We start from the raw sequence: 21,247 nt of genomic DNA on the forward strand, positions 1-21,247 counted from the left end.
CTGGTTCCTGCTACTGGCTGCCGATTATTGGCTGATTGTCTCGCTTCTGACGGCCTCGAGATTGAAGGCAGCGGCCATCAGCGCCTTGGTATAGGCCTCGCTCGGCCGTTCGATGACGTCCTTCGCCGACCCCTTCTCGACCACGCGCCCGCCGCGCATGACGATGATGTCATTGGCAAGTGCGCGCACGACCTTCAGGTCGTGGCTGATGAAGAGATAAGCGAGATTGTGCTTCACCTGGAGATCGCGCAGCAGCTCGACGACCTGCGCTTGCACGCTCATATCGAGTGCCGAGGTCGGTTCGTCGAGCATGACGAATTCCGGCTTCAGCACCATGGCGCGGGCGATCGCGATGCGCTGGCGCTGGCCGCCGGAAAATTCATGCGGGTAGCGCCAGCGGGTCGTCGGGTCGAGCCCGGTTTCTTCCAGCGCGGAGGCGACGCGATGGTCGCGCTCAGCCTCCGACAGCGAGGGCTCGTGGATCTTCAAGCCTTCCGCCACTATATCGGCGACCGACATGCGCGGCGACAGCGAGCCGAAGGGATCCTGGAAGACGATCTGCATGCGCCGCCGCAGCGGCCGCATCTCGCCGAAGGAATGGCTCGCTATATCCTGGCCGACGAAAGCGATGCGGCCCTTCGATGCTATAAGGCGGGTCAGCGCGAGGCCGAGCGTCGTCTTGCCGGAGCCGGATTCGCCGACCACGCCGAGCGTATGGCCGGCACGCAACTTGAGATCGATGCCATCCACCGCCTTCACATGGTCCACGACGCGGCGCAGGAAGCCGGCCTTGATCGGGAACCAGACCTTGACGTCCTCCGCTTCCATGATGATCGGCTGGCTGTCATCGCCCGGCCTCGGCAGGCCCTTCGGCTCGGAGGCGAGCAGGTGGCGCGTATAGGCATGCTGCGGGTTGGAGAAGATTTCCTCCACCGGACCGGTCTCGACAATCTTGCCCTTGGTCATCACGCAGACCCGGTCGGCAAATTTTTTGACGATGCCGAGATCGTGGGTGATGAAGAGCATGGACATGCCGTGCTCTTCCTTGAGGTTTTTCAAGAGCGCCAGGATCTGCGCCTGCACGGTGACGTCGAGCGCCGTGGTCGGCTCGTCGGCGATCAGCAGTTCCGGGCGGTTGGCGAGCGCCATGGCGATCATGACGCGCTGGCGCTGGCCGCCGGACAGCTCGTGCGGATAGGCGGCCAGCCGCTTTTCCGGCTCGCGGATGCCGACCTGATTGAGCAGTTCGAGAATGCGGGTGCGGGCGGCGGCGCCCTCGATGCCCTGGTGCAGTTCGAGGATCTCGCCGATCTGCCGCTCGATCGAATGCAGCGGGTTGAGCGAGGTCATCGGCTCCTGGAAGATCATCGTGACGTCGTTGCCGCGCACGTTGCGCAGTTCGGCATCCGACGCCTTCAGCAGGTCCTTGCCGTTGAAGACGATCTCGCCGGACGGGTGGCTGGCTGCGGGATAGGGCAGCAGCCGCAGGATGGAATTGGCCGTCACCGACTTGCCCGAGCCGGATTCGCCGACCAGTGCCACGACCTCGCCGCGACGGATGTCGAAGGAGACATGGTCGACGGCGGTCGAAGTGTTGCCGCCCTGGTGGAAGGCGACCGAGAGATCGCGGACGGAGAGGATGGTTTCGGGAGCGCTCACCGGAAGGTCTTCCTCGGATCAAAGGCGTCACGCGTCGCTTCGCCGACGAAGATCAACAGCGACAGCATGATGGACATGACGGCGAAAGCGGTGAAGCCGAGCCACGGGGCCTGGAGATTGTTCTTACCCTGCGCGATCAGTTCACCCAGCGACGGCGCGCCAGGCGGCATGCCAAGGCCCAGGAAGTCGAGCGAGGTGAGCGTGGTGATCGAGCCGGAGAGGATGAACGGCAGGAAGGTCAGCGTCGCGACCATCGCGTTTGGCAGGAGATGCCGGACCATGATCGTGATGTTGCCGACACCAAGCGCACGCGCAGCGCGCACATACTCGAAATTACGGGCGCGCAGGAATTCCGCGCGCACCACGCCGACGAAGCCGACCCAGGAAAACAGCAGCATGATGCCGAGCAGGATCCAGAAGCCGGGCGGCAGGATCGAGGCGATGATCAGCAGGATGTAGAGCACAGGCATCGAAGACCAGATTTCGATGACGCGCTGCAGCAGGAGATCGGTCCAGCCGCCGAAATAGCCTTGTACGGCGCCGGCCGTGACCCCGACAATGGCCGAGGCAATGGTGAGCGCCAAGCCGAACAGCACCGAGATGCGAAACCCGTAGATCGCGCGGGCGAGCACGTCGCGCGCCTGATCATCGGTGCCGAGCCAGTTGAGGCTGTTCCAGGTGCAGTTCGGGTCCGCTGCGCCGCCCGGATAACCCGAGCAACGCTCTGTCTCGTCCATCAGCCAGAAGGGCTTGGTCGGCGCGGAACGGGGAATGTTGGAATTGGTCGTGCTGTAAGAATAGCGGATCGGCGGCCAAATCATCCAGCCGTTCGCATTGATTTCTTCCTTGATGAAATCCGAGGAGTAGTCCGTTTCCGCCAGGAAGCCGCCGAACTTTTCCTCCGGATAGTCGATGACCACGGGGAAGAGCAGTTCGCCCTTATAGGACGCCATGATCGGCCGGTCATTGGCGATGAACTCGGCAAACAGGCTGAGCACGAAGATGATCAGGAAGATCCAGAGCGACCAGTAGCCGCGGCGGTTCGCCTTGAAGTTTTCCCAGCGACGCAGATTGGTCGGATTAAGCAAGCCCTTGTGCGACGGTGCTACGGGTTTTGCATCGGTAACGGCACTCATCACACATCCCTCCGCTCGAAATCGATGCGCGGATCGACCCAGGTATAGAGAAGGTCGGAAATGAGACTGACGACGAGGCCCATCAGCGAAAAGATGAAGAGCGTGGCGAAGACGATGGGATAGTCCCGCTTCATGATGGATTCATAGCCGAGGCGGCCAAGGCCATCGAGCGAGAAGATGTATTCGATGAGCAGCGATCCGGTGAAGAAGGCCGAGATGAAGGCGCCGGGGAAACCGGCGATGATGATCAGCATGGCGTTGCGAAAGACGTGACCATAGAGCACCTGGTTCTCGGTCAGGCCCTTGGCGCGCGCTGTCGTGACGTACTGCTTCTTGATCTCGTCGATGAAGGAGTTTTTCGTCAGAAGCGTCGTCGTGGCGAAGGCCGAGAGCAGCAGCGTGATCAGCGGCAGGGTCATGTGCCACAAATAGTCGAGCGGCTTCTGCCACCAGGCCAGGCTGTCGAAATTGTCAGAGACAATGCCGCGCAGCGGAAACCAGTCGAAGAACGAGCCGCCGGCAAAAAGCACGATCAGCAGGATGCCGAAGAGGAAGCTCGGCACCGCATAGCCGACGATGATGATGCCGGACGTCCACACGTCAAAGGCCGACCCGTCCTTCACCGCCTTGTGGATGCCGAGCGGAATGGAAATCGCGTAGGACAGGATGAGGATCCAGATGCCGAGCGAGATGGAGACCGGCATCTTCTGGGCGATAAGGTCGATCACGGAGGTGTTGCGGAAGAAGCTCTCGCCGAAATCGAAGCGGAGATAATCCCACATCATCGTGACGAAGCGTTCGAGCGGCGGCTTGTCGAAACCGAACTGCTTTTCCAGCTTGGCGATGAATTCCGGATCAAGCCCCTGAGAGCCGCGGTAGGCACCATCCTGGCCGGTACTCTGCAGCATTTCGCCGCCGCCGGAAAGCCGGTCGCCAGAGCTCTGGCTGGTCAGGTCGGAGATCACCTGCTCAACCGGGCCACCCGGCGCGAACTGCACGATGGCGAAGGAAATCGCCATGATGCCGAGGATCGTCGGGATCATCAGCAGGAGGCGACGTAGGATATAGGCACCCATCAGCGGATCCCCGCCAGCATCTGTCGCCGGCCTCGTGCAATCTCGGGCGCAAAACCGCTTCGCACTCGTGTCGGATGTGCTTTCGCACGCCGCGTGGATGTCCAGTCGGTCAAGCCCAACCCTTCCCGTTTCGCCGTTGCATGTTCCGCAGACCGGCAGGCCCCGCCGACGCGCGGCGAGGGTGATTCGTCGTCGCTATATGGAGCCCAGCCGGCCTTGCGGCGCAAGCCCCGGCTCATTTCGCGGCATTTTTCGACCACCACACATCCGGGAAGCCAATGCCGTAGTAGGGCAGTTCTTGCGGATGGGTCAGGTGGTTCCAGTAGGCGACGCGCTGCGCCTTGGAGTAGAAAAGCGGTATGACGTAGTGATGCGCCAGCAGCACGCGGTCTAGCGCACGGGTCGTCGCGATCAGCTCGTCCCGGTCAGACGCGAAGATGATTTTCTTGATCAGGTCGTCGATCGCCGGATCAGCAATGCCGGCATAGTTCTTCGAGCCCGGCTGGTCGACCGAGGCCGAACCCCAGTAGTCGCTTTGCTCGTTGCCCGGCACCAGGGTCTGCGCCCAGATGCCATAGATCATGTCATAATCGAAGCTTCGAACGCGGTTGGTGTATTGCGAGGCGTCGACGGTGCGCATGCGGGCATCGATGCCGATCTTCTTTACGCTGTTGACGAAGGGCGAAACCGTGCGCTCGAAGGAGGGGTTGGAAAGAAGAATCTCGAAGCCGAAAGGCTCGCTGGTCTTCGAATTCACCAGCTTATTTCCCTTCAGCTCGTAGCCGGCCTCCTTAAAGAGGGCGAGTGCCTTGCGCAGGTTTTCGCGCACCTTCTGCGTATCGCCATTGACGGGGTTGGTGTAGGGCGTGGTGAAGACGGCGGCGGGAACCTTGTCCTTCAGTTCGTCCAGAATCTCCTTCTCGCGGCCCTCGGGCAGGCCGGAGGAGGCAAGCTCGGTGTTCCAGAAGTAGCTGTCGACGCGCTGGTAGGCATTGTGGGCGAGGTTGCGGTTCAGATCTTCGAAGTCGAAGGCGTAGTTCAGTGCCTCACGCACCCTCTGGTCCTTGAATTTGTCGCGGCGCAGGTTCGGCACGAAGGCCTGCATGATGCCGGTGGCACGTAGCGGATTCTCGATCGCCTCGCGCACCACGCGGCCATCCTTCACGGCCGGAAAATCATAGCGAGTCGCCCAATTGCTAGCGCTGTTGTCTCGGTAGAAGTCGACGTTGCCGCCGCGGAAAGCCTCGAACTCAACGGTCTTGTCGTTGAAGAACGTGTAGGTGATCGTGCCGAAATTGTGCTGACCGACATTCACGTTGAGGTCCTTGCCCCAGTAATCGTCTCGTCGCTCGAAGCGGATGGAACCGCCGGCCTGAAATGACGCTATCTTGTACGGCCCGGAGCCCATAACCGGCTCCAGCGTTGTCTTGCTGATATCACGCTTGTTGCCCTTGCCGTCCTGACCTTCCCACCAATGCTTGGGAATGATCGGAAACTGGCCAAGAATGTTCGGCAGTTCGCGGTTGTTCTTCTCGTCGAAGTGGAAGGTAATATCACGCTCGCCGGTTTTTTCGGCTGACACTACATGGCGATAGTAGTTGGCGAACAGCGGATGGTGCTCCTTCACCATGTCGAAGGAATAGACCACATCCTCCGGCGCCACCGGCTTGCCGTCCGCCCACTTCGCCTCCGCGCGAAGCCGAAAGGTGGCAGACGAAATGTCGTCCGGATAAGAAACGCCCTCGGCCAGCAGGCCGTAGGAGGCGGTGATCTCGTCCTCGGCGGATTTTAGCAGCGTATCGAAGACGAGTGATGTAACAGCAGTCGCCGGTTCGCCCTTCGAAAGGACCGGGTTGAACGTGTCGTAGGTGCCGCTTTCGGAGAGTTTCAGTTCGCCGCCCTTCGGCGCATCGGGATTGACGTAATCGAAGCGCTCAAAACCGTTCGGGTGCTTCAGCTCGCCGATCGTCGAGATGCCGCTGCGCCAGACCGGTTCTTTCGTTTCCTGGGCCTTCGCGCCGGTCGCGACCGCCAGTGACAAAGCCAGCGCCGCTGTGAACAAGGTTCTCCCGAAGGCTGAGTGCATGCCAATTCCCTTTCCGTGATTTCGCCGGAGCTTGCAGCAGAGAATAGGCAAAATCCGGGCAAATGACAGGCCTGCCATCAAAGCGGCTGTTTTTGCCGCGCCTATTCGGGGCACCGATTCACTTCCGCGAAAGGATGATCCTTTAACCTTTCGCAACGATTGCGACTTCGAGACCGGACAATGCCCGTGCATACCCTGATTTCCCGCCTGACCACCTGCCTGATCGCCGCCGGCCTTGCGCTGACCGCACTTGCCCAGCCACTGGCTGCCGAAGAACGCCCCGCCAAGGAGCTTTTCGGATCAAAACGGCTGCCGGCCAAGATGGCGACGGCCTCCTATGGCTCCTATGCCAAGGGCTGCATTGCCGGCGCGGTGGCGATCCCGACGGACGGCCCGGCCTGGCAGGCGATGCGCCTGTCGCGCAACCGGCGCTGGGGCCATCCGCAGATGATCGCGCTTCTGGAAGAGTTCTCCCAGGACGCCCAGCAACTCGGCTGGCCGGGGCTTTTGCTCGGCGATATTTCGCAGCCGCGCGGCGGACCGATGCTGTCGGGCCATGCCTCGCATCAGGTCGGTCTCGATGCCGACATCTGGTTCACGCCGATGCCTGACCGGCGACTGTCCGCACAGGAGCGCGACGAACTGCCCTTCACCTCCATGCTCGACAAGAGCAAGTTCCTGACGGTCGATTCGCGGCGCTGGACCTCCACCCATGCCCGTCTCGTCATGAAGGCGGCGAGCTATCCACAGGTCGAGCGCGTCTTCGTCAATCCGGCGATCAAGAAGAAGCTCTGCGACACCTGGCAGGGCGACCGTTCGCTGCTCGGCAAGGTGCGGCCGATCTACGGCCATGACGAGCACTTCCACATCCGTATCAAGTGCCCGGAAGGGGTCGCGGGCTGCAAGCCGCAGGCGAAGGTGGCAGCCGGCGACGGCTGCGATGCCTCGCTTGACTGGTGGTTCACCAAGGAGCCATGGGCAAAGCCCAAACCGAAGAAGGACGCCAAGCCCGTCAAGCCCTGGTACCTCAAGCTCTCGGACCTGCCGAAGGCGTGCGGCACGGTGCTCGCCGGCGCCTCGCCGGCCTCCGAGCAGGAGGTGACCTATCAGGGCAATGGCGGCAACTCGACGGCGCTCGCCTTCTCGAGCGGCGGCGGAAGTGCAGGCCGCACGATCGAATCGGTCATTGCCGCCGACACCGCGCTGCCCGCCATCGTGCCGATCCCGATTCCGCGCCCGCTTCAATAGGCGATCCGGCGGTGGGGCTTTTCAAGGCTCCGCCGCTTTTGTATAAGGCGTTCAAATCGATTTAAAACCTTCGGGGAACGCCCATGTCGCGCCAGAAATGCATCGCGCTCATCGCCCATGATGAAAAGAAGGACGACATGGCGGCCTTCGCGCTGCAGAACGAAAAGGTGCTGGCGCAGGCAAGAATCGTCGCCACCGGCACGACCGGCGGCCGGGTGCTGGAAGCCTGCCCCAGCCTCGACGTGACCCGGCTGAAGAGCGGCCCGCTCGGTGGCGACCAGCAGATCGGCGCACTGATTGCGACCGGCGAGGTCGATCTCCTGATCTTCTTCGTCGATCCGCTCACCCCCATGCCGCATGACGTGGACGTCAAGGCGTTGATGCGGCTTGCCATCGTCTACGACATTCCGATGGCGCTGAACCGGGCGACGGCCGAACACCTGCTCGACTTTGCCGGCGATTGACGGCAACCTCTGCCGCAGATAGGCGAAAAGCAGCACATCCACGCGAAAAGAACGGGACAGCTTGATGGCAAGGCCGAGCGACAACGAAACGAACCTCCCCTTCCCCATCCTCGTCGGCGATATCGGCGGCACCAATGCGCGTTTCGCGCTGCTGGTCGACGTCTTCGCCGAGCCGAAACAGTTTCCGATCGTCCAGACTGCCGACTTTGCCAATATCGACGATGCGCTCCAGCAGTGCATCCTCGACAAGAGCTCGGTCCAGCCGCGCTCGGCGATCCTGGCGCTCGCCGGCCCGATCGAGGGCGACGAAGTGCCCTTGACCAACTGCCCCTGGGTGGTGCGGCCGCGTGACATGATCGCCAATCTCGGCTTCGAGGATGTGTTGCTCGTCAACGATTTCGAGGCGCAGGCGCTCGCTACTGCCTCGCTCGGCGAGGGCGACCGCGAAAAAATCGGCCCCGGGATCGAGCGCAACGCCGCCTCGCGCGCCGTGCTCGGCCCCGGCACCGGGCTCGGCGTTGCCGGCCTCGTCCACGCCCGCCACACCTGGTTCCCGGTTCCCGGCGAAGGCGGCCATGTCGATGTCGGCCCGCGCAGCGAGCGCGACTACCAGATCTGGCCGTTCCTGGAGCCGATCGAGGGCCGCATCTCCGCCGAACAACTGCTGTGCGGCCGTGGCATCATGAACATCTACCGCGCCATCTCCGCCGCCGACGGCGTCGACGCGCCGCTCGCCACGCCTGCCGACGTGACATCCAAGGCGCTGGCACAAGAGGGCCGCGCGGCGATCGAGACCGTCTCGCTGTTTTCGACCTATCTCGGCCGCGTCGCCGGCGACATGGCGATGATCTTCATGGCGAAAGGCGGCGTGTTCCTCGCCGGCGGCATCTCGCAAAAAATCCTGCCCGCATTGCGCGGACCGGAGTTCCGCGCCGCTTTCGAGGACAAAGCACCGCACAGCGCGCTCTTGAAATCGATCCCGACCTATGTGGTCACCCACCCGGTCGCGGCCCTTGCCGGTCTTGCCGCTTTCGCGCGCATGCCGGACCGTTTTGGTGTTGCAACCGAGGGACGCCACTGGAAAAGGTGAGGCACCGGACGGCGCTTCGAGGCGTCGCGGACTCGCCAAAGGGGGGCCGGCGTCCTATAGAGCGGCCAACAGATCGGCTCAGGCCGGTCGAGACCGTGCAGGAAAGTCAGATTATTGGCCGATAAGAGTCGAACCGAGCGCCCCCATGTCAGCTCCGACACCGTCGCCACCGTGCTCAAGCGCATCATCGCCGAAAATGGCCGCGAGCACGTCCGCGGCTATGTGATCGCCATTCTTTGCCTGGCCGTGGTGGCCGGTACGACCGGCTTTACCGCCTGGATCATGGAAGCGGTGGTCAACGAGGCCTTCGCCAACAAGCGCGCCGACCTCGTCGCCATCATCTGCGTCTCGATCTTCATTGCCTTCGTGCTGCGCGGCTTTGCCACCTATTTCCAGGCCGTCATCCTGTCGAAGATCGGCAACAACATCGTCGCGCGTTACCAGCGACGCCTCTATTCGCATCTGATGGCGCTCAGCGTCGGCTTTTTCAACGAGTCGCGCTCGGCCTACCTTGCCGCCCAGATCAGCCAGAACGTCACGGGCATCCGCGACGTGCTCAATATGACGGTGACCTCCGTCGCCCGCGATTTCCTGACCCTCGTCGCCCTCATCGGCGTGATGATCTCCAAGGACTGGCTGCTGACGCTGATCGTCTTCGTCATCGCGCCGCCGCTGATCCTCGGCCTGCGTTATGTTTCCAGGCGCCTGCGCAGCGCGACACGCGAATCCGTCGAGCTCAACAGCCACGTTCTCGGCGCCATGCAGGAAACCATCCAGGGCATCGCCATCGTCAAGGCCTTCACCATGGAGGGCCAGCTCAGGACGAAGGTCGAGGGCATCATCGACCGGGCCGAGAGCCGCTCCAACCGCATCGCGCGGCTGACCGAGCGCACCGCGCCGATGACCGAAACCTTCGCCGGCTTTGCCATTTCCGGCGTGCTCGCCTATGCGGCCTACCGCTCGATCTATGGCGGCGTGCTGCCGGGTGCCTTCTTCTCCTTCGTGACGGCCCTGCTGATGGCCTATGACCCGGCCAAGCGCCTTGCCCGCCTGCAGGTCTCGATGGAGCGCGCAGTCGTGAACGCCCGGATGATCTACGAGATCCTCGATCTGCAACCGCGCCAGGCCGACCGGCCGGATGCCAAGCCGCTCGACATCTCCGACGCCACGATCACCTTCCAGAATGTGCGCTTCGGCTATTCGGAGACCGAGACGATCCTGAAGGGCGTGACCTTCACCGCCGAGGGCGGCAAGACGACCGCGCTCGTCGGCCCGTCCGGCGCCGGCAAGTCGACGGTGATCAGCCTCATTCCGCGCTTCTACGATCCGGTAGAGGGCGAGATCCTAATCGACGGCCAGGACATCGCCCATGTCACCAAGCAGTCGCTCAGGAACGCCATCGCCTACGTTTCGCAGCAGCCCTATCTGTTCGAAGGCACGATCCGCGACAACATCCGCTACGGCCGCCCGGACGCGACGGATGCGGACATCGAGGAAGCCGCGCGCCACGCCTATGCGCACGATTTCATTCTCGCCCAGCCGCTCGGCTACGAGACGCCCGTCGGCGAAAATGGCGTGACGCTTTCCGGCGGCCAGCGCCAGCGGCTGTCGATCGCCCGCGCGCTGGTGCGCAATGCGCCGATCCTGCTGCTCGACGAGGCAACCTCGGCGCTCGACACCGAATCGGAACAGGCCGTGCAGAAGGCGCTGGACGAAGCGATGAGCGGGCGCACTGTCGTCGTCATCGCGCACCGGCTGTCGACGGTCGTGCGCGCCGACAAGATCATCGTGATGCAGGACGGCAAGGTCGCCGAAGAGGGCTCGCATGAGGCGCTTGCAGGCCGCGACAACGGCCTCTACGCTCGCCTCAACAGCCTCCAGGCACCGGCGGGCATCACCGGCAAGTAGAGCAGTTCCAGCAAAAGCGTTGCGCGGTTTTGCGTTCGGGATTGCGTGAAAACAAAAGTAAGGAGCGTGTAAGCGCTCCAGACAGTAGGGACGGGACAATGAGCGGCAACGCAATGAAGCTGGTCGTCGTGGGCGCTGCGGGCCGCATGGGCCAGACGCTGATCCGGACGATCCACGCCATCGAGGGCGCGGAGGTGTTTGCCGCGATCGAACGCGAGGGATCGCCCTTCATCGGCCGTGATGCCGGCGAACTCGCCGGCCTCGGCCCGATCGGCGTCAAGATCACCGACAAGCCGCTGGAAGCCTTCGTCGCGGCAGAAGGCGTGCTCGACTTCACTGCACCGGCTGCATCCATCGAATTTTCCGGTCTCGCCGCCCAGGCGCGCATCGTGCATGTGATCGGCACCACCGGCTGCTCGGCCGCGGATGACGAGAAGATCAAGGCCGCCGCCCGCCATGCCCGCATCGTCAAATCCGGCAATATGAGCCTCGGCGTCAACCTGCTCGGCGTGCTGACGGAAACCGCCGCACGGGCGCTTGGCCCCACCGACTGGGACATCGAAGTGCTGGAAATGCACCACAAGTACAAGGTCGATGCACCCTCCGGCACCGCCCTGCTGCTCGGCAATGCCGCCGCCAAGGGCCGCGGCATTTCGCTTGCCGAGAATTCCGTGCGCGTGCGCGACGGCCATACCGGCCCGCGCCCTGCCGGCACGATCGGCTTTGCGACGCTGCGCGGCGGCTCGGTCATCGGCGACCACTCGGTGATGATAGCCGGCGAAGGCGAGATGGTGACGCTGTCGCACAGCGCGACCGACCGCTCGATTTTTGCGCGCGGCGCGGTGCAGGCGGCCCTCTGGGCGCGCGACAGGAAACCCGGCCTCTATTCCATGCTCGACGTGCTCGGGCTCAACTGAAATCCAACACTCGGGAGACAGACCATATGAGCGGAACCCTCGTCCTCGTTCGCCACGGCCAGAGCGAATGGAACCTGAAAAATCTCTTCACCGGCTGGCGTGATCCGGACCTGACGGCGCTCGGCGTCGAAGAGGCCAAGACCGGCGGCAAGGCGATCGCCGAGACCGGCATCAAGTTCGATATCGCATTCACGTCGGACCTCTCCCGCGCCCAGAAGACGCTGACGCTCATTCTCGACGAGATCGGCCAGCAGGGCCTGGAGACGATCCGCGACCAGGCGCTGAACGAGCGCGACTACGGCGACCTTTCCGGCCTGAACAAGGACGATGCCCGCGAAAAGTGGGGTGAGGAGCAGGTCCATATCTGGCGCCGTTCCTACGACGTACCGCCGCCGGGCGGCGAGAGCCTGCGCGACACCGGCGCCCGCGTCTGGCCCTACTATCTCACGGAAATCCTGCCCCGCGTACTGCGCGGCGAAAAGGTGCTCGTTGCCGCGCACGGCAACTCGCTGCGTTCGCTCGTCATGGTGCTCGACAAGCTGACGAAGGAAGAGATCCTGAAGCTCAACCTCGCGACCGGCGTGCCGATGGTCTACACGCTGAATGCCGACTCCACCGTCGCATCGAAGGACGTGCTCGGCGACATGTCGGGCGCGCACTAAACCTTCAAACCTCGCGCGCCGTGGCTCAGCCTGCGGCGCGCAGCAGCCTGAGCTTGCCGTCGGCGTCCTGCTCGACGCTCACGCCATCGTAGTTTTGCAGCAGCGGATGGCCCGTTTCGATCGGGTGATGGTGCGTCGCCGTCATGACGACGACATGGGCGCCGGCCCCTTCGCCCGCAAGAATCCCGGCCGGCACGTCTTCGAAAACCAGGCAATCGGCCGAATCAAATCCGAGCTTTTGTGCGCCAAGCCGGTAGCCATCCGGCGCCGGCTTGCCCTTCGTCACATCGTCCGCCGTCACGATGACCTCGGGCAACGGGATGCCGGTTGCCGTGAGGCGGCGGCGGGCGAGCGCCACCGGCGCGGAGGTGACGATGCCCCAGCGGCCGGCCGGAAGCGATTTCAGAAAATCGATCGCGCCGGAAATCGGCACAATACCCTCGACGTCGTCCATCTCCTGCTGCTCGACCTCCTTTGCTTCCGCGACCGGGTCGACGCCCGGCAGGCCAAGCCGCGTGATCGTGTCGATGCCGCGCACGCCGTGCATGGTCGGCAGGAAGGTCGCGACGTCGAGACCGTGCTTGCGCGCCCAGTTGCTCCACACCCGCTCCGTTGCCGGAATGGAGTTGATGATCGTGCCGTCCATGTCGAAAAGGAAGGCGGAGAAGGTGCGGTCGAAAACGGGGCGAGCGGAAGAAGACAAGGGATGACCTGCGAACTGGAAGGGGAGGATGCGGAACGCGCGGGCGGGATCTTTCGATTACCCCCTCCCGGCCGCACAGGCAACCGCTCTCACGCCATCGTGTCCGTCGACCGGCATTTGCCTTCGCCGTGCACAACACCCATCTATGGCCCTGACGCGGCTCGACAGGTTGCCGCATCTTTCTGTGTTGCCCGATTTATGCGCCGGGAGGTGATTCCCCTTGGCGGAAAAATGCTCTAGCTCTGGCCCCATGCCGCACAAGGTTTCGCTCTCCCGCCTCAAGCTCACGGATTTCCGCAATTATGCGGGCCTGTCGCTGCCGCTCGACGGCCGGCATGTCGTGCTGACCGGGCAGAACGGTGCCGGCAAGACCAACCTGATGGAAGCGGTCTCGCTGCTCTCCCCCGGTCGCGGCCTGCGGCGCGCCGCCTATGGCGATGTCGTGCGTGCTGGTGCCGAGGCCGGCTTCTCCATCTTCGCGACGCTCGACGGCATGATGGACGAGGTGGATATCGGCACGGGCACGGAAGGCGGCGACGAGGGGCAGGCGCGAAAACTCCGGCTGAACGGCACGCCGGCCCGCACCGTCGACGAGTTGCTCGATCATCTGCGCGTCCTGTGGCTGACGCCCTCCATGGACGGCCTGTTCACCGGCCCCTCCGCCGACCGCCGCCGCTTCCTCGACCGGCTCGTGCTGTCGCTCGATCCCGAACACGGCCGGCGCGCGGCGGATTTCGAAAAGGCCATGCGCGGCCGCAACCGGCTGCTCTCCGAGCCACGGCCCGACCCTGCCTGGCTGACGGCGCTGGAAAAGCAGATGGCCGAACTCGGCATCGCCATGGCGCATGCCCGCTACGAACTCGTCGGCCTGCTGTCCGGTCTGGTGGAGGCGGCGCGCGACGACGGGCCATTCCCTTCCGCAACGATGCGGCTTTCCGGCTTTCTCGACGAAGAATGGCAGCGGCCGGCCTACGAGATCGAAGACATCTATCTCGACATGCTGCGAAGCGGGCGCTACCGCGATGCCGCCGCCGGCCGCACGCTGGACGGCCCGCACCGCGCCGACCTCCTCATCCGCCACCGCGAGAAAGACATGGAGGCCGAGCGCTGCTCAACGGGCGAGCAGAAGGCGCTGCTCGTCGGCCTCATCCTCGCCCATGCCGGCCTCGTCGGCGGCATGACCGGCCATGCCCCGGTGCTGCTGCTCGACGAGATCGCCGCCCATCTCGACGAGGGCCGGCGCGCCGCCCTGTTCGACCGGGTCGACGCACTCGGCGGCCAGGCCTTCATGACCGGCACCGACCGGTCGATGTTCGATGCGCTCGGCGAGCGCGCGCAGTTTCTCACCGTCTCGAATGGAGGCATTGTGACATGACCGATCCCCTGAGTGCGGCAGAGATCGACCGCTACCGCCGCCATATCGTACTCGCCGAAATCGGCGGCGCCGGCCAGCAGAAGCTCAAGCAGGCGAACGTGCTGATCATCGGCGCCGGCGGTCTCGGCGCACCCGTCATCCAGTACCTCGCCGCCGCCGGCATCGGCCATATCGGCGTGCTCGACGACGATACGGTGTCGCTCTCCAATCTCCAGCGCCAGATCATCCACGACACCGCCGGCATCGGCATGGCGAAGATTGCCAGCGCCGAGACCGCCGTCACCCGCCTCAATCCGCATGTGCGCTTTAGCGGTATCGCCGAGCGCCTGACGGCGGACAACGCTGCCTCGCTGCTTGCCGGATACGACATCCTTGTCGACGGTTCGGACAATTTCGACACGCGCTATGCCTCCGCCGACGCGGCCGAAGCCGCGCGCATTCCGCTCGTCACCGGCGCCGTCGGCCGGTTCGATGGCTCGCTGACCGTGCTGAAACCCTATGAACAATCCGCGGATGGCCGCCTTAACCCCGGTTACCGCGATCTTTTCCCGTCCGCCCCGCCGCCGGGCGTCGTGCCGGCCTGCGCGGAAGCCGGCATCGTCGGCGCGCTGACGGGCGTCATCGGCACGCTGATGGCAATGGAGGTGATCAAGCTCGTCACCGGCGCCGGAGAGCCGCTGGTCGGCCGCCTGATGCTCTATGACGGGCTGGCAGCAAGGTTCGAGACGCTGAAATATGCCCGGCGGCGAACCACCGGCACATGACGGACGTCATCCCGATCGATCCTGATTTCGGCCGCTGGGATGATCTGCTGTCGCTCGTCCTTGACGCCTTCGCCTACATGGATGGCATCATCGATCCGCCGTCTTCCGCACACCGGATGACAGCAGCCTCGCTCGCCGCCAAAGCGCGCGGAAATCGCCTCCGTGGCTCTGCAGGGCGAAACGCTGCTCGGCTGCATCTTCGTCGTCCGGAGGCCGGATCGCTCTACATCGGCAAGCTTGCGGTCAGGCCGGCCTTTCAAGGCACGGGCGTCGGGCGGCTGTTGCTGGAAACAGCGGAGGCGCTCGCCCGCGAACGGCATCTGCCGGTGCTTCGCCTGGAGACGCGCATCGAACTTGTCGAAAATCATGCCGCCTTTGCGCGGTGGGGCTTCGTCAGGACGGCTGAAAATGCCCATCCCGGTTTTACCCGGCCCACCTCGATCGAGATGCGCAAGACAGTCGCTTAAACGCGGCTCGGCAGCACGCGATCCGGCGGGCGGTGACCGTCGAAGAAGGTACGGATGTTGATCACCACCTTCTCGCCCATATCGATGCGGCCTTCGAGCGTCGCCGAGCTCATATGCGGCAACAGCACGACCTTGCCCTCGGTGGCGAGCTTCAAGAGCTTCGGATTGACCGCCGGCTCGTTCTCGAACACGTCGAGGCCGGCGCCGGCAATCTTGCCCTCGCGCAGGCACTTGATCAGCGCCGTCTCGTCGATGATCCCGCCGCGCGCCGTGTTGACGATGTAGCTCGACGGTTGCATCAGTTCGAGCCGGCGGGCGGAGAGCAGGTGGTAGGTCGCCGGCGTCGAGGGGCAATTGACCGAGACGATATCGACACGGGCGAGCATCTGGTCGAGGCTGTCCCAATAGGTCGCTTCCAGCGCATCTTCGGTGTCCGGACGCACGCGGTGGCGGTTGTGGTAGTGGATGGACAGGCCGAAGGCCTTGGCGCGCTTGGCGACCGCGGTGCCGATACGGCCCATGCCGACGATGCCGAGACGCTTGCCCCAGATGCGCCGGCCGAGCATCCAGGTCGGCGACCAGCCGGCCCATTCGCCCTTGCGGTCCGTCAGGATGCGCGCACCTTCCGCAAGCCTGCGGGGGGCTGCGAGGATGAGCGCCATCGTCATGTCGGCCGTGTCTTCGGTCAGGACGTTCGGCGTGTTGGTGACGGTAATGCCGCGCCGGGCGGCCGCCTCCACGTCGACATTGTCGACGCCGTTGGAAAAGCAGGCGATCAGTTTCAGCTGCGGCCCGGCCTGCTCGATGAGCGCGGCGTCGATCCGGTCGGTCAGCGTCGGCACCAGGACGTCCGCCGATTTGACCGCGGCGACGAGCTCGGGCTGGCTGCGCGGCGTGTCGTCGATGTTGAGTTCCGCGTCGAACAGTTCGCGCATCCGGGTCTCCACGACCTCGGGCAGGCGGCGGGTGATATAGACCTTCGGTTTTTTCTTCTGGGTCATGGGATGTTCCGGCGTCCTGTTGACGGGTCCTTAACCAAGTTGGGCAAGGATTGCTTCATCAGGGGCATTTTCTACCAGACCCGGTCGCGAAGACAATCCGCCCAAACAGCGGTTCCCGCGATTTGCCACTCCGCACCGGTTCGGCAGCCCGATGCCCTCTTCAGTTTGTGCGGGTTCTCCATGCGTAACCTTGTCGTTCGTCTCAGTCTTGTCGCCCTTGCGGGCATCCTCGTTTCGGTCGCGGGCCTGCAGTCCGCCCATGCCCAGGCAGCCAAGGGGCCAAGCGGCCTGCCGCTGCCGCGCTTCGTCAGCCTCAAGGCAAAGAGCGTCAACCTGCGCGTCGGCCCGAGCGTCGATTATGCCGTGGCCTGGCGTTATCTCAAGTCCGGCGTGCCGGTCGAAATCATCCAGGAATATGACAATTGGCGCCGCATTCGCGATGCCGACGGCACGGAGGGCTGGGTCAACCAGGCGCTGCTCTCCGGCGAGCGCACCGCCGTGACCGCGCCATGGATGCGCGGCAAGGGCGAAGACATCTATGTGAACATGCGCCGCGAAGGCATGCCGAACTCGACGCTCATCGCCAAAATCCAGCCTGGCGTCGTCGTCAAGGTCGGCGAATGCAACGGCGACTGGTGCCGTGCCGAAGTGGACGGCACGGCGGGCTGGGTCTCGCAGAACGAGATCTGGGGCGCCTATCCGGGCGAGGCCTTTAAATAAGGCCGACCTTCTTCGCCTCGTCCGCCAGCGACAGCAGCGGACGGGGTCCGACCTGCTGGATGACCAGGCCGGCGGCAAGGCTGCCGAGCTTGCCGCAATCGGCAAGCGTGCGCCCGGCCGTGTAGCCGTAGAGGAAGCCGGCGGCATAGAGATCGCCAGCACCCGTCGTATCGACGACGCTCGGAATGCTGATCGCCTCCACCTTGGTGCGCTCGCCCTTCGTCAGGATGACCGAACCTTCCTCGCTCATCGTCACGGCGGCCAGGCGGCAATCCTGAGCGATGCGCGTCAGCGCCTCCTCGAAATCCTCGGTCTCATAGAGCGCCAAGGCTTCCGCCTTGTTGGCGAACACGATGTCGATCGTGCCGGAGCGCATGAGATCCAGGAATTCGCTGCGGTAGCGGTGCACGCAGAAACTGTCGGAGAGCGTCATCGAGACTTCGCGGCCATGGGCATGCGCGATGCGGGCGCATTCACGGATCGCATCCTTGGCACGCGGCGGATCCCACAGATAACCCTCGAAATAGGTGACCTTGGCTTCGGCCACGACATCTTCTTCGACGTCTTCCGGGCCGAGCTCGACGCAGGCGCCGAGATAGGTGTTCATCGAGCGCTCGCCGTCGGGCGTGACGAAAATCATCGAGCGGGCGGTCGGCGGCGGGCCGGCCAGCGGCTTCGTTTCGAAATGCACGCCCTGGGCGCGGATGTCGTGGATGAAGATATCGCCGAGCTGATCCTTGGCGATCTTGCCGAAATAGGCGGCGCGGCCACCGAAGCTCGCGACACCGGAAGCGGTGTTGCCGGCGCTGCCGCCGGAGGCTTCGAGCGCCGGGCCCATGCGGGAATAGAGCAGTTCGGCGCGCTCGGCGTCGATGAGGTTAATCGCGCCCTTGATGATGCCATTGTCCGTGATGAAGTTTTCGTCGCAGCGCGCAATGATGTCGACGATGGCGTTGCCAACCGTCAGCACGTCGAATTTGGTCATGCGGGATTCCCGTATCCGTTAGTAAGAGCCGGGGTTTGGTCTTAACGGATTTTCCGCAAGTTGAAAGAAAAAAGCCGCCTCACCGTTTCCGGCAGGCGGCTTGAAAATTTGCCGTTCGGCAAATCAATCCTTGGCGCGTTCCACGTAGGAACCGTCTTCCGTCGCGATGACGACGCGCGTGCCGGCCGAGATGTGCGGCGGTACCAGCGTGCGGATGCCGTTCGACAGGATCGCCGGCTTGTAGGAGGACGATGCGGTCTGGCCCTTGACGACCGGCTCGGTCTCCATGATCTCGAGCGTGACGTGGCGCGGCAGGTCGATGGCGATCGCCACGCCTTCGTAAACCGACAGCACGACCGTCATGCCTTCCTGCAGATAGGCCTTCAGGTCGCCGATATCCTCGACGGACATGGTGAGCTGATCGTAGCTCTGCGGGTTCATGAAATGGAAGCCGTCGCCGTCCTGGTAGAGGAAGTTGTGCTCGCTGTCCTCGACGAAAGCGCGCTCGACCTGCTCGGTCGTGCGGTAGCGTTCGGAAACCTTCACGCCGTCGGAAATGCGGCGCATGTCGACCTGGGTGACCGGCGTGCCCTTGCCCGGGTGGAAGTTCTGCGCCGTCAGCACGACATAGAGCTTGCCTTCGACCTCGAGGACATTGCCCTTGCGGACGGAAGAGGCGATGATCTTTACCATAAGTCTTCCTTGTAAGTGGATGGATCGCGTCGTAGAGGACCGTCTTGAGACGCCTTCCCGGACGCTGAAAAAGCGTATTCGGGGCCGCAACTATCCTATATTCCGGCAAAAGACCAGTCTGTCCGCCGGTATGGCCGAAGAAACCTGTCACATGCGCGCCACAAGCCAAAAACCCTCGCCCTGGTGGACGCCCGACGTCCATGCCGATCGCCGGCCGTTCCTGATGGCGCGAAACCGCATCCAGGCGGCGTTGCGCGGCTGGTTTGCCAGCCACGATTTTGTCGAGGTGGATACCGCGACGCTGCAGGTCTCGCCCGGCAATGAGGCGCATCTGCACGCCTTCCAGACCGCCGCGATCGGTCATTCCGGTGCCGAAACGCCGCTCTACCTGCACACCTCGCCGGAATTCGCCTGCAAGAAGATTCTGGCGGCCGGCGAGCCGCGCATCGCCTGCTTCGCCCATGTCTACCGCAACCGCGAGCGCGGGCCGCTGCACCACCCGGAATTCGCCATGCTGGAATGGTACCGGGCGGGCGAAACCTATGACGCGCTGATGGCGGATTGCGCGGAGATGCTGGCGCTTGCCGCCGATATCGCGGGGGCTGTGTTGCTGACATACCGCGGCGCGACCTGCGACCCTACCCTGACCCCGGAGCGGCTGACCGTGGCGGACGCCTTCCAACGCCATGCCGGCATCGACCTGCTCGCCTCGATCGATCCCGATGGTTCGACGGACCGGCAGCGCCTCGCCACGGCCATGCAGGTAGCCGGCCTGCGCGTTGCGGACGACGACATCTGGGCGGACCTGTTCAGCCGCGTGCTGGTGGAGAAGGTGGAGCCGGAACTCGGCTTCGGCCGCGCCACCATCCTGTGCGAATATCCGGTTGCGGAAGCCGCCCTTGCCCGCCCCGCGCCGCATGACCGCCGCGTTGCCGAACGGTTCGAACTCTATGCCTGCGGCGTCGAACTGGCCAACGCCTTCGGCGAACTGACGGACGCCGCCGAACAGCGTCGCCGCTTCGAGCTGGAAATGGCGGAGAAGGCGCGTGTCTACGGCGAAACCTATCCGCTCGACGAGGACTTTTTGGCCGCCCTTGCCATCATGCCGGAGGCGAGCGGCATCGCGCTCGGCTTCGACCGGCTGGTCATGCTGGCGACGGGGGCAGCGCGCATCGACCAGGTGATCTGGGCGCCCGTTGCGGAGACGGCGCCATGACGGCGGCGCGCAGCCTGACGACGGTCGCCGAACTCGTTGACGCCGGCCTCATTGCCGAGGCGAAGCGTGCCGATGCCACCGCCGTTGCCGAGCGTTATGCCGTCGCCGTCACGCCGCCGCTCGTCTCGCTGATGGATGCCACCGATCCGCTCGACCCGATCGCCCGGCAATTCATCCCCGATGCCGCCGAACTCGTGACGCTGCCGGAGGAGCGCGCCGACCCGATCGGCGACCTCGCGCACAGCCCCGTCGAGGGCATCGTGCACCGCTATCCCGACCGCGTGCTGCTGAAGGCGGTGCATGTCTGCCCGGTCTATTGCCGCTTCTGCTTCCGTCGCGAAATGGTCGGGCCGGATGGCCTCGGCACCCTGTCCGCCAAGGCGCTCGATACGGCCATCGCCTATATCGCCGAACGGCCGGAAATCTGGGAGGTGATCCTGACCGGCGGCGATCCGTTCGTGCTCTCCCCGCGCCGCTTGCATGCCATCATGGAGCGCCTGGCGACGATCCCGCATGTGAAGATCGTGCGTTTCCATACCCGCGTGCCCGTTGTCGATCCCGCGCGCATCGATGCCGCCCTCATTGAGGCGCTGAAAGCCTCCGGCAAGACGACCTATGTCGCGCTCCACGCCAACCATCCGCGTGAATTCACGCCGGATGCCCGCGACGCCATCGCCCGTATCGTCGATGCCGGCATCGTTATGATCAGCCAGACGGTGCTTTTGAAGGGCATCAACGACGACGCGGCGGTGCTGGCGGAGTTGATGCGCACCTTCGTCGAGAACCGCGTCAAACCCTACTACCTGCACCACCCCGACCTTGCGCCCGGCACGTCGCATTTCCGCCTGACGCTCGCCGAAGGCCGGGCACTGGTGGAAAGCCTGCGCGGCCGCGTCTCCGGCCTCTGCCAGCCGACCTACATCCTCGACATTCCCGGCGGACACGGCAAGGTAAGGGCGGATTCGCTTGCCGTCGAAGAGGCGGATGACGGCTGTTTCCGCGTGCGCGATTTCCGCGGCGAGACGCACGCCTATCCGCCAGAAGACGGCGGGGCGTAGCGCTTAGCCTGCCGATTTA

At 64.2% G+C, this 21,247-nt stretch carries 20 protein-coding genes; 12 read left to right on the forward strand and 8 right to left on the reverse strand.

Annotated elements, in window-relative coordinates; all coding sequences use genetic code 11:
• Window positions 1-24 precede the first annotated feature (24 nt).
• The 4 genes from BSY16_RS15015 to BSY16_RS15030 all read right to left on the reverse strand — a co-directional run bounded on the left by BSY16_RS15015 (window position 25) and on the right by BSY16_RS15030 (window position 5,957).
• Complete coding sequence (locus BSY16_RS15015; RefSeq protein WP_069060410.1) at window positions 25-1,659, reverse strand: ABC transporter ATP-binding protein; 1,635 nt, start codon at window positions 1,657-1,659, stop codon at window positions 25-27.
• The gene (locus tag BSY16_RS15020; protein ID WP_069060411.1) at window positions 1,656-2,795 is read right to left on the reverse strand and encodes an ABC transporter permease; all 1,140 of its coding nucleotides are present in this window, start codon (window positions 2,793-2,795) and stop codon (window positions 1,656-1,658) included. Before BSY16_RS15020 ends, BSY16_RS15015 begins: the two co-directional genes overlap by 4 nt.
• Window positions 2,795-3,871 carry a microcin C ABC transporter permease YejB gene (locus BSY16_RS15025; protein ID WP_069060412.1) on the reverse strand — a complete coding sequence of 359 codons (1,077 nt, stop codon included), beginning with the start codon at window positions 3,869-3,871 and terminating at the stop codon, window positions 2,795-2,797. Before BSY16_RS15025 ends, BSY16_RS15020 begins: the two co-directional genes overlap by 1 nt.
• Window positions 3,872-4,106: 235 nt before the next feature.
• The gene (locus BSY16_RS15030) at window positions 4,107-5,957 is read right to left on the reverse strand and encodes an extracellular solute-binding protein (protein WP_069060413.1); all 1,851 of its coding nucleotides are present in this window, start codon (window positions 5,955-5,957) and stop codon (window positions 4,107-4,109) included.
• Between the two features lie 180 nt (window positions 5,958-6,137).
• Between BSY16_RS15030 and mepA the strand changes: the two genes are divergently transcribed.
• The 6 genes from mepA (at window position 6,138) to BSY16_RS15060 (ending at window position 12,246) form a co-directional block, all read left to right on the forward strand.
• On the forward strand, window positions 6,138-7,205 hold the full coding sequence (gene mepA / locus BSY16_RS15035; protein ID WP_069060414.1) for a penicillin-insensitive murein endopeptidase: 1,068 nt from the start codon (window positions 6,138-6,140) through the stop codon (window positions 7,203-7,205).
• Between the two features lie 83 nt (window positions 7,206-7,288).
• Window positions 7,289-7,669: a methylglyoxal synthase gene (locus BSY16_RS15040; protein ID WP_069060415.1), complete on the forward strand. Its 381-nt coding sequence runs from the start codon at window positions 7,289-7,291 to the stop codon at window positions 7,667-7,669.
• A 64-nt stretch (window positions 7,670-7,733) separates the two neighbouring features.
• Window positions 7,734-8,759, forward strand: a complete 1,026-nt coding sequence (locus tag BSY16_RS15045) for a glucokinase (protein ID WP_069060416.1) — start codon at window positions 7,734-7,736, stop codon at window positions 8,757-8,759.
• A gap of 114 nt (window positions 8,760-8,873) precedes the next feature.
• Complete coding sequence (locus BSY16_RS15050) at window positions 8,874-10,667, forward strand: ABC transporter ATP-binding protein (protein WP_069060417.1); 1,794 nt, start codon at window positions 8,874-8,876, stop codon at window positions 10,665-10,667.
• Between the two features lie 98 nt (window positions 10,668-10,765).
• Window positions 10,766-11,584 (forward strand): 4-hydroxy-tetrahydrodipicolinate reductase, encoded by an 819-nt coding sequence (gene dapB, locus BSY16_RS15055; RefSeq protein ID WP_069060418.1) that lies wholly within the window; start codon window positions 10,766-10,768, stop codon window positions 11,582-11,584.
• Window positions 11,585-11,610: 26 nt separating this feature from the next.
• Complete coding sequence (locus BSY16_RS15060; protein WP_069060419.1) at window positions 11,611-12,246, forward strand: 2,3-bisphosphoglycerate-dependent phosphoglycerate mutase; 636 nt, start codon at window positions 11,611-11,613, stop codon at window positions 12,244-12,246.
• Window positions 12,247-12,271: 25 nt separating this feature from the next.
• Here the strand turns inward: BSY16_RS15060 and BSY16_RS15065 are convergent, their stop codons facing one another.
• On the reverse strand, window positions 12,272-12,949 hold the full coding sequence (locus BSY16_RS15065) for an HAD family hydrolase (protein WP_286157140.1): 678 nt from the start codon (window positions 12,947-12,949) through the stop codon (window positions 12,272-12,274).
• Between the two features lie 250 nt (window positions 12,950-13,199).
• Here BSY16_RS15065 and recF point away from each other — a divergent pair, with 250 nt between their 5' ends.
• The 3 genes from recF to BSY16_RS15080 are packed head-to-tail and all read left to right on the forward strand — an operon-like array spanning window position 13,200 to window position 15,555.
• The gene (recF, locus tag BSY16_RS15070) at window positions 13,200-14,324 is read left to right on the forward strand and encodes a DNA replication/repair protein RecF (RefSeq protein WP_069060420.1); all 1,125 of its coding nucleotides are present in this window, start codon (window positions 13,200-13,202) and stop codon (window positions 14,322-14,324) included.
• A complete protein-coding gene (gene moeB, locus BSY16_RS15075) occupies window positions 14,321-15,088 on the forward strand; it encodes a molybdopterin-synthase adenylyltransferase MoeB (protein ID WP_069060421.1) in 768 nt (255 codons plus the stop codon). Before recF ends, moeB begins: the two co-directional genes overlap by 4 nt.
• Window positions 15,085-15,555: a GNAT family N-acetyltransferase gene (locus BSY16_RS15080; RefSeq protein WP_353652367.1), complete on the forward strand. Its 471-nt coding sequence runs from the start codon at window positions 15,085-15,087 to the stop codon at window positions 15,553-15,555. Before moeB ends, BSY16_RS15080 begins: the two co-directional genes overlap by 4 nt.
• Here BSY16_RS15080 and BSY16_RS15085 read toward each other — a convergent pair.
• Window positions 15,552-16,556 carry a 2-hydroxyacid dehydrogenase gene (locus tag BSY16_RS15085; protein ID WP_069060422.1) on the reverse strand — a complete coding sequence of 335 codons (1,005 nt, stop codon included), beginning with the start codon at window positions 16,554-16,556 and terminating at the stop codon, window positions 15,552-15,554. The genes BSY16_RS15080 and BSY16_RS15085 overlap by 4 nt on opposite strands.
• A 180-nt stretch (window positions 16,557-16,736) precedes the next feature.
• Between BSY16_RS15085 and BSY16_RS15090 the strand changes: the two genes are divergently transcribed.
• Window positions 16,737-17,276, forward strand: a complete 540-nt coding sequence (locus BSY16_RS15090) for an SH3 domain-containing protein (protein WP_069060423.1) — start codon at window positions 16,737-16,739, stop codon at window positions 17,274-17,276.
• Here BSY16_RS15090 and BSY16_RS15095 read toward each other — a convergent pair.
• Window positions 17,269-18,261: an adenosine kinase gene (locus tag BSY16_RS15095; RefSeq protein ID WP_069060424.1), complete on the reverse strand. Its 993-nt coding sequence runs from the start codon at window positions 18,259-18,261 to the stop codon at window positions 17,269-17,271. The genes BSY16_RS15090 and BSY16_RS15095 overlap by 8 nt on opposite strands.
• Window positions 18,262-18,384: 123 nt before the next feature.
• Complete coding sequence (gene efp, locus BSY16_RS15100; protein WP_069060425.1) at window positions 18,385-18,954, reverse strand: elongation factor P; 570 nt, start codon at window positions 18,952-18,954, stop codon at window positions 18,385-18,387.
• A 151-nt stretch (window positions 18,955-19,105) separates the two neighbouring features.
• Between efp and epmA the strand changes: the two genes are divergently transcribed.
• Entirely contained in the window at window positions 19,106-20,170 is a 1,065-nt protein-coding gene (gene epmA, locus BSY16_RS15105; protein WP_069061563.1) for an EF-P lysine aminoacylase EpmA, read from the forward strand.
• Window positions 20,167-21,228, forward strand: coding sequence for a lysine-2,3-aminomutase-like protein (locus tag BSY16_RS15110; RefSeq protein WP_069060426.1), 1,062 nt, complete (start codon window positions 20,167-20,169; stop codon window positions 21,226-21,228). Before epmA ends, BSY16_RS15110 begins: the two co-directional genes overlap by 4 nt.
• Window positions 21,229-21,247: the final 19 nt, after the last annotated feature.

Source organism: Sinorhizobium sp. RAC02 (assembly GCF_001713395.1).
Lineage (GTDB): Bacteria > Pseudomonadota > Alphaproteobacteria > Rhizobiales > Rhizobiaceae > Shinella.

What these genes read in the sequence shown, in the direction of transcription:
- BSY16_RS15020 (WP_069060411.1), bottom strand. Translation starts at nt 2,795, where the DNA reads ATGAGTGCCGTTACCGATGCAAAACCCGTAGCACCGTCGCACAAGGGC.
- BSY16_RS15025 (WP_069060412.1), bottom strand. Translation starts at nt 3,871, where the DNA reads ATGGGTGCCTATATCCTACGTCGCCTCCTGCTGATGATCCCGACGATC.
- BSY16_RS15030 (WP_069060413.1), bottom strand. Translation starts at nt 5,957, where the DNA reads ATGCACTCAGCCTTCGGGAGAACCTTGTTCACAGCGGCGCTGGCTTTG.
- mepA (WP_069060414.1), top strand. Translation starts at nt 6,138, where the DNA reads ATGCCCGTGCATACCCTGATTTCCCGCCTGACCACCTGCCTGATCGCC.
- BSY16_RS15040 (WP_069060415.1), top strand. Translation starts at nt 7,289, where the DNA reads ATGTCGCGCCAGAAATGCATCGCGCTCATCGCCCATGATGAAAAGAAG.
- BSY16_RS15045 (WP_069060416.1), top strand. Translation starts at nt 7,734, where the DNA reads ATGGCAAGGCCGAGCGACAACGAAACGAACCTCCCCTTCCCCATCCTC.
- dapB (WP_069060418.1), top strand. Translation starts at nt 10,766, where the DNA reads ATGAGCGGCAACGCAATGAAGCTGGTCGTCGTGGGCGCTGCGGGCCGC.
- BSY16_RS15060 (WP_069060419.1), top strand. Translation starts at nt 11,611, where the DNA reads ATGAGCGGAACCCTCGTCCTCGTTCGCCACGGCCAGAGCGAATGGAAC.
- recF (WP_069060420.1), top strand. Translation starts at nt 13,200, where the DNA reads ATGCCGCACAAGGTTTCGCTCTCCCGCCTCAAGCTCACGGATTTCCGC.
- moeB (WP_069060421.1), top strand. Translation starts at nt 14,321, where the DNA reads ATGACCGATCCCCTGAGTGCGGCAGAGATCGACCGCTACCGCCGCCAT.
- BSY16_RS15080 (WP_353652367.1), top strand. Translation starts at nt 15,085, where the DNA reads ATGACGGACGTCATCCCGATCGATCCTGATTTCGGCCGCTGGGATGAT.
- BSY16_RS15085 (WP_069060422.1), bottom strand. Translation starts at nt 16,556, where the DNA reads ATGACCCAGAAGAAAAAACCGAAGGTCTATATCACCCGCCGCCTGCCC.
- BSY16_RS15090 (WP_069060423.1), top strand. Translation starts at nt 16,737, where the DNA reads ATGCGTAACCTTGTCGTTCGTCTCAGTCTTGTCGCCCTTGCGGGCATC.
- BSY16_RS15095 (WP_069060424.1), bottom strand. Translation starts at nt 18,261, where the DNA reads ATGACCAAATTCGACGTGCTGACGGTTGGCAACGCCATCGTCGACATC.
- efp (WP_069060425.1), bottom strand. Translation starts at nt 18,954, where the DNA reads ATGGTAAAGATCATCGCCTCTTCCGTCCGCAAGGGCAATGTCCTCGAG.
- epmA (WP_069061563.1), top strand. Translation starts at nt 19,106, where the DNA reads ATGCGCGCCACAAGCCAAAAACCCTCGCCCTGGTGGACGCCCGACGTC.
- BSY16_RS15110 (WP_069060426.1), top strand. Translation starts at nt 20,167, where the DNA reads ATGACGGCGGCGCGCAGCCTGACGACGGTCGCCGAACTCGTTGACGCC.